General features: G+C 67.3%; 9 protein-coding genes. 4 read left to right on the forward strand and 5 right to left on the reverse strand.

Annotation, left to right across the window (positions count from 1 at the left end; genetic code table 11):
* Positions 1 to 1,294 (reverse strand): AMP-binding protein (locus AC2VOP_RS21255; RefSeq protein ID WP_486962803.1); only part of this gene is annotated, 1,294 nt, incomplete at its 3' end.
* Between the two features lie 73 nt (positions 1,295 to 1,367).
* Positions 1,368 to 2,864, reverse strand: coding sequence for a potassium/proton antiporter (locus tag AC2VOP_RS21260; RefSeq protein ID WP_486962804.1), 1,497 nt, complete (start codon positions 2,862 to 2,864; stop codon positions 1,368 to 1,370).
* 91 nt (positions 2,865 to 2,955) lie between these two features.
* Here AC2VOP_RS21260 and AC2VOP_RS21265 point away from each other — a divergent pair, with 91 nt between their 5' ends.
* Positions 2,956 to 3,624 (forward strand): potassium channel family protein, encoded by a 669-nt coding sequence (locus tag AC2VOP_RS21265; RefSeq protein ID WP_486962805.1) that lies wholly within the window; start codon positions 2,956 to 2,958, stop codon positions 3,622 to 3,624.
* Between the two features lie 7 nt (positions 3,625 to 3,631).
* On the opposite strand, the gene AC2VOP_RS21270 is transcribed toward AC2VOP_RS21265, so the two are convergent.
* Positions 3,632 to 4,387 carry an MBL fold metallo-hydrolase gene (locus AC2VOP_RS21270; RefSeq protein WP_486962806.1) on the reverse strand — a complete coding sequence of 252 codons (756 nt, stop codon included), beginning with the start codon at positions 4,385 to 4,387 and terminating at the stop codon, positions 3,632 to 3,634.
* Positions 4,388 to 4,430: 43 nt separating this feature from the next.
* Between AC2VOP_RS21270 and fgd the strand changes: the two genes are divergently transcribed.
* The gene (gene fgd, locus AC2VOP_RS21275) at positions 4,431 to 5,441 is read left to right on the forward strand and encodes a glucose-6-phosphate dehydrogenase (coenzyme-F420) (RefSeq protein ID WP_486962807.1); all 1,011 of its coding nucleotides are present in this window, start codon (positions 4,431 to 4,433) and stop codon (positions 5,439 to 5,441) included.
* A 38-nt stretch (positions 5,442 to 5,479) separates the two neighbouring features.
* Here fgd and AC2VOP_RS21280 read toward each other — a convergent pair whose 3' ends face one another.
* The gene (locus AC2VOP_RS21280; protein WP_486962808.1) at positions 5,480 to 6,946 is read right to left on the reverse strand and encodes an HNH endonuclease signature motif containing protein; all 1,467 of its coding nucleotides are present in this window, start codon (positions 6,944 to 6,946) and stop codon (positions 5,480 to 5,482) included.
* 196 nt (positions 6,947 to 7,142) lie between these two features.
* Here AC2VOP_RS21280 and AC2VOP_RS21285 point away from each other — a divergent pair, with 196 nt between their 5' ends.
* The gene (locus tag AC2VOP_RS21285; protein ID WP_486962809.1) at positions 7,143 to 7,430 is read left to right on the forward strand and encodes a type II toxin-antitoxin system Phd/YefM family antitoxin; all 288 of its coding nucleotides are present in this window, start codon (positions 7,143 to 7,145) and stop codon (positions 7,428 to 7,430) included.
* The gene (locus tag AC2VOP_RS21290) at positions 7,427 to 7,693 is read left to right on the forward strand and encodes a type II toxin-antitoxin system RelE family toxin (protein WP_486962810.1); all 267 of its coding nucleotides are present in this window, start codon (positions 7,427 to 7,429) and stop codon (positions 7,691 to 7,693) included. Before AC2VOP_RS21285 ends, AC2VOP_RS21290 begins: the two co-directional genes overlap by 4 nt.
* 17 nt (positions 7,694 to 7,710) lie before the next feature.
* On the opposite strand, the gene AC2VOP_RS21295 is transcribed toward AC2VOP_RS21290, so the two are convergent.
* The coding region (locus AC2VOP_RS21295; RefSeq protein WP_486962811.1) for a tetratricopeptide repeat protein at positions 7,711 to 9,062 on the reverse strand (1,352 nt) is incomplete at its 5' end.

Here is a 9,062-nt window from a genome sequence, read left to right on the forward strand (position 1 = left end):
GCCGGTAGAGCACGTCTTCGACTTCGGCGGGGTAGACGTTTTCGCCGCCGGAGATCACCATGTCTTTCACCCGGTCGATCACCCAGATGTATCCGTCCTCGTCGGCCCGGCCGATGTCGCCGGTGTGAAACCAGCCCTGTGCGTCGATCACCGCGGCGGTGGCATCCGGGTTGCGCCAGTATCCGGCCATCACCTGCGGCCCGCGTACACAGATCTCGCCGCGCTCACCCGTCGGCACCGGGTTGTTGTCCGCATCGACTAACCGGACGTCCGACAGTGGCAGCACCTGATGGCCCGCCGCGCCGATCTTCACGCCCACTTCGTCGGTGCGCAGCACCAACGCCAGCGGGGCCGTTTCGGTGAGTCCGTAGCCCTGCGCGAACGGGATCCCGCGTTCGCCGTAGATCCCGATCAGCGTCTCGGGTACCGGCGCGCCGCCGCAGATCAGGCGACGGAGACTGGAAAGGTCGGCCTCCGCGAACTCGGGGAGCTGGCTGATGAACAAGAACATCGCCGGCACCCCGAACATGGTGGTGACCCGGTGCTCGGTGATCAGTTTGAGCGCTTGGCTGGGATCGAAGGTGGCCATCACGACGATGTGGCCGCCCTTCTGCAGCGTCACCAGCGTAGTGACGTTCAACCCGCCGATGTGAAACATCGGAGCGCACACCAGTGACACGTCGTCCTGGTGGGTGTCGAAAGACAGCAACGCATTGACGTTGTTCCAGAACAGGTTTGCGTGGGTGAGCATCGCCCCTTTGGGACGCCCGGTGGTGCCAGAGGTGTACATGATCACCGCGACCTCGTCCGGTCCGGGGTGGACCGGCTCGGTGATCGGCTGACGATCAGCGAGCAAGGTGTCGAGCACCTCCCACCCGGGCACCGGTGTCAGCGCGATCGCGCGGCGCACCCCCGCCTCGGCGCGCACCGGGTCGACCACCGCGGCGCGTTCGGCGTCGGCCAGCAGGGTGTGCACCCCGGCGTCGCCGAGGATGTAGCTCAGTTCGGCGGCGGTGAGCCGCCAGTTCAACGGCACGAACACCGCGCCGAGCCGGGCGGCGGCGAACAGGGTGGCCAGGAAGTCGGGGTGGTTGAGCCCCAGGTAGCCGACGCGGTCCCCACGCTCGACCCCGCCTCCGGCCAGTTCGGCGGCCAGCCGGTCGATGCGTTCGGCGAACGCACGATAGGTCATGGTGTGCCCGTCGAACGTGATCGCCGGAAGGTGGGGGATGGCCGCGGCGCGGCGGGCGATCCAGGAGCCGAGGTCCATCGGGGGCTGTACGCGCATGTTCATCTGTCAGATCCTGCCTCCGAGTGGTGCTGAGCGGACACGGGTTAGGTGATTTCGGTTGGGGGGCTTACTGGGCTTATTCAGCTGCGCCGTATTCGCCGAACCAGTTGGCGAGTTTGCCGCGTCGGCTGACGGCGCGCAATCTGCGCTCCGTGGACGTGCGGGTCTTGGTGGTGGTGACGATGAGAAGTTCGTCGCCGACTGCGATCCGGGTATGCGGTTGCGGGACGAACGTGTTGCCGCTGCGAATGATCAGGGTGATGACGCTGGGGTTCGGCAGCCGCAGCTCGAGAATCGAAACGTTGTGCAGCTGGGATCCCGGCTGCACCGTCATGGACAACAGCTCGGCTTCCAGCACGTCCAGCGGTGCCGCCTCCACCTGGATTTCGCGGGTGGAGTCCCGCGGAATCAGGCCCAGCCGGTGCGCCATCCGGCTCAGACCGGGGCCCTGCACCAGGGTGTACACCACCACCAGGATGAACACGATGTTCAATAGCCGATAACCGTCCGGAACCCCCTCGACGATCGGAAACGTCGCCAGCACAATCGGAACAGCGCCGCGCAGGCCGGCCCAGGACAGGAAGATCTGCTCACGCCACGGCACCTTGAACCAGGTCAGCGAGGCCAGCACCGAAAGCGGTCGGCTGAGCAGCAGCAGCACCGCCCCGGTGACCAGCGCCGGGATCAGCTCACCCAGCAGCTGGCGGGGGCTGACCAACAAGCCGAGCAGCACGAACAAGCCGATCTGCGCCAGCCAGCCGAGCCCTTCGGCGAACGAGCGGGTTGCCGAACGGTGCGGCAGCCCGGAGTTGGCCAGCACCACCCCGGACAGGTAGGCGGCGAGAAATCCGCTGGCGTGCACGCTCCCCGCCGCCGCGAAAGCCACCATGCCCAGCCCGAACGTCGCTAGCGGATAAAGCCCGGACGCCGGCAAGGCAGCCCGCCGCAGCGCGAGCGCCCCGAGCAGCCCGATGACCAGTCCGATCGCTGCGCCGGCCGCGAGTTCATAGAGCACACCGAGCACCACGGTGCCCGCGTCCAGGGCCAGCGGTGTGGTGCTGAACACCAAGACCAAAATGGCGCCCGGCGCATCGTTGAAGCCGGACTCGGCTTCCAGCAGGCCGGCGACTCGCCGGGGCAGCGGCAACACCCGCAGGATGGAGAACACCGCGGCCGCGTCGGTCGGCGAGACGATGGCACCCAGCAACAGCGCCAGCTGCCAGCTGATGCCCAGTAGCAGGTGCGCGGCCGCAGCGGTGACGACCATGCTGACGCCGACCCCGACGGTGGCCAGCACACCCGCAGGTGCCAGCAGCTTGCGGATATCGGCGAACTGTGTCGTCAGACCGCCTTCGACCAGGATTATCGCCAGCGCGGCGGTCCCGAGGTCGCTGGCGAGCGCCACGTCGCTGAACTCCAGCCCGAGCCCGTCATTTCCGATGGCCACCCCGACGGCCAGGAACAGTAACAGGCTGGGCAGGCCCACCCGGGCTGCTGCTCGGGTGGCCACGATGCTCGCCAGCAGCACCAGACCCGCTATCAGCAGCGCCACGTAGAGCTGCTGCAAGCTCATCTCATCCCCATTCGGGCTGGCCGGTTTCGGGCTATCTGCCAGTAAATCAGTACCCTGTGCGGGCTTGCCCCGGCTGTGGTACACCCGGAGCATGCGCATCGGAATCGCCGGTGCCGGTGCGGTCGGTCGGTCCGTCGCTCGGGAGCTGTTGGACGACGGCCACAAGGTTCTGCTGATCGAACGCAACCCGCAGCACTACGAGCCGCACACCGCTCCGGACGCGGAATGGCTGCTCGCCGACGCCTGCGAGCTGGCATCGCTCGAAGAGTCCGGGATCGAGACGTGCGACGTGGTGATCACCGCCACCGGCGACGACAAAGTGAACTTGGCAGCCGCCCTGCTGGCCAAGGCCGAATTCGGGGTGGCCAGAGTGGTCGCCAGGGTTAACGACGCCCGCAACGAGTGGCTGTTCGACGAAGCGTGGGGTATTGACGTGGCGGTCTCCACACCGCGAGCAATGGTCGCCAGCGTGGAGGGCGCCATCGACGTCGGCCACCTGGTGCAGTTGATGGGGCTGCGGCGCGGGCAGGTGAACCTGGCGAAATTGACGCTGCCCGCCGATAATCCACTGGTCGGTCAGCGGGTGTGCGATGTGGTGCTGCCGGAGAATTCCGCACTGGTGACCGTGCTCCGAGAGGGTGCCGTCATCCTTCCGCGGGCCACAGATGCGCTGCAGTCGGGTGACGAGTTGCTGTTCGCCGCTGACAGCCGCGTCGAGGATCAGATCCGGGCCCTCGCCGGCCAGCACCACGGCAGCTGAGCACGGCTCAGCCGCGGCGGGCCTGCCGTGCCGCCGCCTCGGTGGCCTTGCGGATCGGGCCTCGCCACAGATCGCCGTGCCCTGGCGCCAGGACCTCGGTCTCCAGTAGCGCCAGCGCCGCCAGGCTGTGCAGGCAGTCGTCCTGACTGTGGCTGAACAGCGCCGGCAACAGCTGCGGCCCGCTGCGTGGCAGCACTGGGTGGCCGGTGATCAGGGCGTCGCCGCTGGCCAGCACGCCGTCGACCAGATACGAGCAGTGCCCGCTGGTGTGTCCGGGGGTGGGGATGGGTGTCGGCTGGCCCGGCAGTTCGGCGGCAATCTCGGCGCTCAGCGGCCGGGCAGTCGGAATCCCTTCGCGGCTCAGGCCGCCGTTGCGCACTACGTGCATGCTCCACAGTGCCCAGCTGGGTCGCCACAGCTGCCGCGCGATGCGCAGCGGCGACGCCTGCTGCAGATACTCGCGCTTGGCGTGGCCCACTTCGTCGGGATGGCAATACACTAGGGTGCCATACGTTTTCGCCAGCCAGATCGCCGAACCGAAATGGTCGACGTGCGCGTGGGTCAGCAGCACGGCGCGCACGTCACCGGGATGGTAGCCCAGCGCACCCAGCGATGCCAGCACGTCGGCCCGGTCACCGGGGTAGCCGGCGTCGATCAGCAGCACACCCTTGTCGTCGGTGACCAGCAGCCAGTTGACCGCTTCGCCCCGGGCCAGGTGCACCCGCTCGGTGACCGGAACAACCTCAACCGAGCTGGCAGCCATGCCGGTGAGTCTATGGAGCGCCGGAGCAGGTAGAAAAGGTGGAATGGCGCAACAACTGAGACTGGGTTATAAGGCATCCGCCGAGCAGTTCGGGCCGCGGGAGCTCGTCGAACTGGGTGTCGCCGCCGAAGCACACGGCATGGACAGCGCCACGGTCAGCGACCACTTCCAGCCCTGGCGCCACGTCGGCGGGCACGCGCCGTTCTCACTGTCCTGGCTGACCGCGGTCGGGGAACGCACCGAGCGGATCATGCTGGGCACCTCGGTGCTCACCCCGACGTTCCGGTACAACCCCGCCGTGATCGCGCAGGCGTTCGCCACCATGAGTTGCCTGTATCCCGGGCGGATCTTCCTCGGGGTGGGCACCGGTGAAGCCCTCAACGAGATCGCCACCGGTTACACCGGCGAGTGGCCTGAGTTCAAGGAGCGGTTCGCCCGTCTACGGGAATCGGTGCGGCTGATGCGCGAGCTGTGGCACGGCGACCGTGTGGATTTCGACGGCGAGTACTACCACCTCCAGGGCGCCTCCATCTACGACGTGCCCGAGGGTGGGGTGCCGGTGTACATCGCCGCCGGTGGACCGGTGGTGGCGAAATACGCCGGCCGCGCCGGCGATGGCTTCATCTGCACCTCCGGCAAGGGCGCGGAGCTCTACGCCGAGAAGCTGATGCCGGCGGTTTTGGAAGGTGCAGCGCGTGCAGGTAGACCAGTCGACGAGATCGACAAGATGATCGAGATCAAGATCTCCTACGACCCGGATCCCGAACTGGCGCTGGGCAACACCCGATTCTGGGCGCCGCTGTCGTTGACCGCCGAGCAGAAACACTCCATCGACGACCCGATCGAGATGGAGAAGGCCGCCGACGCGCTGCCGATCGAGCAGGTCGCCAAGCGTTGGATCGTGACCTCGGACCCCGACGAGGCCGTGGAGAAGGTCAGCCAGTACGTCGCATGGGGCTTCAACCATCTGGTGTTCCATGCGCCCGGCCACGACCAGCGCCGTTTCCTGCAGCTGTTCGAAACGGACCTGGCACCGCGCCTGCGCCGGCTGTAAGGCGGTCAGAATGGCGCCAGAAGGGCGTCAGAAGGGCGTCAGAAGGGCGGTGGCTCGTCGTTTCGGACTAACTCGGCGATGCGCTTTCGACGCTCCACGGCGAGGCGTTCTTCGTTGATGCGGCGTTCGGCGGTGATGCGGTGGTGGCGGTCGGCGGCGCGGGTGCGTTGGCGCCGCGGCATCATCACGCCCCGGCCCGGGTCCGCCGGGACGGTGCCGTCGGGAAGGGCCAACTCGCCGGTCGGGGTGGCCAACACGGGGAAGAAGATGCTGCCGCCTGGGATCGTGGTGTAGGTCTGGCCGCTGGGGGCCGTCCACTCCACGGTGCCGTCGGACAACTGGCGATCCGTCCAGCCGCCGACACCGGTGTAGAAGGTTTTCAAAAGGTGGTGAGTCACGCAGAGCAGCTTGAGGTTCGAGGGGTGGGTGGGCCCGAGCGGAAACGGCACCGTGTGGTCGATCTGGCATACCGCAGCAGGGCTGCTGCACCCAGGGAATCGACACGTCAAATCGCGCACACGCACGAACTCGCCCAGCGCCGCCGACGGCCGGTACCCGGCTTCCGGGTCGGTTAAGGGCCACGTCAGCGGCTTGACCTTCGCGGTGCGCGCCATGTCCTTGACCACGTCCGACGGTATCGGGCCGAATTCGGGCAGGTATCCCGGCGCTGTGGACTCAGCGCTGATGGTGCTCTGCTCGGCGATGAGGTGAATGACCACATCGGTGGCCGGCTTGCGTTGTGCCGCCTGGCAATCCGACGAACCGCATTGGCAGCGCATCGTCTCAAGCCCGGCGGCCAGCGCACCCAGGGCATCAGCGCGACGCTGTTCTTTGCTGCGGGGATCGTCGCGACATACCGTGTCGGCCAAGGCATCGAGCCTGCGGTCCAGCGCGCCGCCGTCGGTGGCGTGCAATTGCCCCCAGATACCGGCCAGCCCGGAATCCACCGGCCCGATCTCGACATAGCGATCTTCGTTGCGCAGCCCTGGCACCCGCCGACCGGCCGGGTCGAACCGGGCGATCCACATGTCTATGCGCTCGAAGAGTTTCGGCTTAGACAACCGCATCCATGTCGATGCGTGTGCGGCCACGGCGGCATCCAGCTTGGCGACCAACACCGGATCCTCCACCAACTCGGTGCGATACACCACCGCCGCCATCAGCCGAAAGTCGATATCGCCGCGAGCAAAAACCTCGGCGACCCGGGGCAACCGCTCCCGCAACGCGATGGCATAGCGTAACCGGCCGCGGGCGCGGCCCCGGCTGATGCTCAAGGCAGCCGAGACTTCGGCGATCAGATTCTCATAACCGTCGACGGCCCAGTTGAACCGGTCGGCATCGTCCTCGGGTGCCCGGCGGATGTACAGCTCGCCGATCGCGGCCAACTCCCGCGCGCACGCCGCATTCTGCTCACGCGCCGCCGCGGTGATGGCACCCACCACAGCAGCGTCGTCGACGCCAACGAATACCTCAGCAGCCTGCGACGATACACCGGACTCGAACATGGTTTCGATACTACCGGGGCGCTACGACAAGATCCGCCCACGACGTTGACACCCAGAAAGCAGCGGCGCGCACGCCAGCCTTCCTCCCACCCCTCCTGGATCTAGCCCATGTCACAATGCTTTGCGCAGGCCCGGGGGGAGCTTGTGCACCATCCAGCCGGGTGGCCATCAGATCGGCAGACTAAGATACTAGTCTATGTCGACGCGTCCGCTGTCAGAGGTAAAAGCGCACTTCTCGGAGATTGCCGAAGAGGTCGCCACCACGCACGAACGGGTGCAGATTACGAAGAACGGTCGCAGCTACGTGGTCATGCTGGCCGCGGAAGACCTCGAATCGATCGAGGCCACCCTGGAACTGCTCAGCGACCCAGGCGCGCAGTCTCGCGTCGCCGGCGCGGAGCGGGACATCGAGCGGGGGGATATCCTCACCGAGAGTGAGGTGCGTGACCTGCTCGCAGCGCGGAGACCCGGAGCCTGTGAGTGAGCTTTCGGGTCGTCGTAACCCGCACGGCCGCGCGACGACTGGCTGAACACCTCCCGGAATTGGTCGCGACGGCCTGCGGCGAGTTCATCTTCGGCCCGTTAGCCGAAAACCCACTGCGTGTCGGCGCTCCGCTGCGGAGGCCTTTCGTCGGTCATGGGCGGGCCCGACGAGGTGAGTACCGGGTTCGGTATCGCATCGACGAGGCCGAGCAGGTGGTCTATGTCCTCGACGTTGATCACCGACGCGATGTCTACCGGAGCTGACTGACGAGCGAGCGCCTTTAGAACGCCGATGTGGGCCGCACCGCGTTGGCCATGTCGACCAGCGCGTAGCGATGCTCCTGGGTGGGCGCCAGCCGGGCCAGGCCGCGCAGCGCCGCCTCCACACCGAGCCGTAGCCCGTGCTCGGTGAACGGGAAGCCGAGGATGTGGTTGGTGCTGGCCTCATGCTCGGCCAGCCAGTCCAGTGCGGCGCCCAGCACCAGTGCGCGGATCTGCAGCACCCGCGGCTCGGTCTCCGGCAGTGCTTCCACCCGGCGTGCGGCATCGCGGATCTGCTCTTCGGTGATCTCGCTCGCCGAACGCCCGGACATCAGCGTCACCGCGCTGGTCAGCCGCGCGGTGGTGAAATGCCGTGAGGTGGCCGGCACTTCGTCGAGCGTGCGCACCGCTGCGTCTCGATCCCCTTCCACCGACAAGGCCCGGGCCAGGCCGAAGGCCGCCGAGATCACACCGTTGTCGGTGTGCCACACGGCCTGGTAAAAGGGACGTTCGTCGGCGGTGCCGGCCAGCTCAGCGGTGGCGGCCAACGCCATCTTGGGGGCCAGCTCACCGGGGAACATGTCCAGCACCTCGGTGAAGTGCTTACTGGCCGACTCGTAGTCGGCCGTGAGCAGTTCGGCGACCCCGCGGAACCACAGCAGCCGCCACCGCCAGCCGACCTGGTTGGCAAGATCGTCCAGCTTTTGGATGGCCTTGGTCACGTTGCCGAGGTCCAGCAGTGCGCGCACCTCTGTCAACGGCAACTCGATCGACTGGTACAAGTCGATGCCCTCGGTGTCCAGTGCACCGTGGCGGACGGCGCGCAGCGAATCCAGTGTCTGCACCGGTTCGGACAGCTCCGTCGCGGACAGCACCGGCGCGGCGACGTCGGTCGGGTCGACCAGCGGTACCTGCAACGCGCTGACGATCTCGGCGGCGGTCAGCTTCTGCGAATGCACCTGACCGTCTTGGTAGACGTCGGTGTGCGCGACCAGCAGATCCACCCCGAACGTGGAGCGGGAGCGGGTGAAGACGGTGGACAGTCCGGGCCGAGGCACCCCGGTGTCGGCTGCCACCACCTCGCGCAGCACCCCCATCAGCTGCCCGGCCATCTCCTCGGCGGAGGTGAAGCGCCGCCGCGGGTCGGGGTCGATGGCCCGCCGCAGCAACCGGGCGTATGAGTCGTAGGTTTTCAGGGTGGGGTCGTCGTCGGGTAGGCCGTCGACGTAGCGGCCGTTGCGGGTGCGCAGGTTCAGCGTCAGCGCGGCCAACGTGCGGCCCACCGTGTAGATGTCGGTGGCTACGGTCGGTCCGGTCCGGACGATGTCGGGTGCCTGGTAGCCCGGTGTGCCGTAGAGATAACCGAACGAGT

The organism is Mycobacterium sp. TH-M106 (assembly GCF_057473765.1).